This window comes from Mucilaginibacter sp. SG538B (genome assembly GCF_013376065.1).
GTDB lineage: Bacteria > Bacteroidota > Bacteroidia > Sphingobacteriales > Sphingobacteriaceae > Mucilaginibacter > Mucilaginibacter rubeus.
Window position 1 is genome coordinate 1 of the sequence record NZ_JABMJI010000023.1, and the last position, 1023, is coordinate 1023.

A 1023-nucleotide genomic window follows, 5' to 3' on the forward strand; every position below is an offset into this window, starting at 1 on the left:
GACGACCAGGTTAAGATCAGGGGCTACAGGATCGAGCTCGGCGAGATCGAAGCCGCTGTACTCGCATTTGAGGGTATCCGCGAAGCCCTCGTTATCGCAAGGGAAGACGCCTCAGGGGACAAGCAGCTCTGCTGTTATTATCTCACCCACGAACAGAACGACATCGACAGGGCAAACCTGCGCGCATTCCTCTTATCACGCCTGCCCGGCTATATGGTCCCAAACGCTTACCTCATGCTCGGCGCTTTCCCTTTGACCGCCAATGGCAAGGTCGATAAAAAAGCCCTGCCCCTGCCCGATACCGGCGCGGCCAGGGAACATACCCCGCCGCGTAATTCAACAGAGGCGCAGTTAGCCGGGATCTGGAAAAAAGTATTGGATATACACACCGTGGGGGTTCATGATAATTTCTTTGAACTGGGCGGACAAAGCTTAAAGATAACCCGGTTAGCCAGCCAGATACACCACGTCTTCGATGTTATGGTTCCTTTGCGGGAGCTGTTTTCTGCACCTTCGCTGGAAGACCAGGCCAAATATATTGACCAGGCCCGCCGTTCTGCATTCAGTGCTATTCCGGTAGCACCCCCTTCGGACTCGTATATATTGTCGTCCTCACAGCGGAGGATGTGGATCCTGAGTCAATTTGAGGAAGGAAATATAGCATACAATATGCCCGGCGCATATTTGTTTGAGGGACAACTCGACTATACAGCCCTGAATGCTGCTTTCGAACAGCTGTTACAAAGGCATGAGATCCTAAGGACTGTTTTCAGAGAGAATGCCGATGGCGAAATCAGGCAATATATCATCCCCCTGGCAGACCTCAATTTTAAAATAGATTATCAGGACCTAAGGCCAAGCACAGGTCTGATCGAGTTAGACAGCATCATAAAAGAAAGTTTCCTGCTGGCATTTGATCTGGCAGAAGGCCCTCTTTTACGTGTCGCAATATACCAGTTAGCTGACGATCGCTGGTTATTTACCTATGTAATGCACCATATCATCAGCGATGGCTGGTCGATG

1 protein-coding gene is annotated in these 1023 nt (G+C 50.5%); it reads left to right on the forward strand.

Translation table 11 applies throughout. The features are described from left to right. The coding region (locus tag FHW88_RS29985; protein WP_255485499.1) for a condensation domain-containing protein at positions 1 to 1023 on the forward strand (1023 nt) is incomplete at both ends.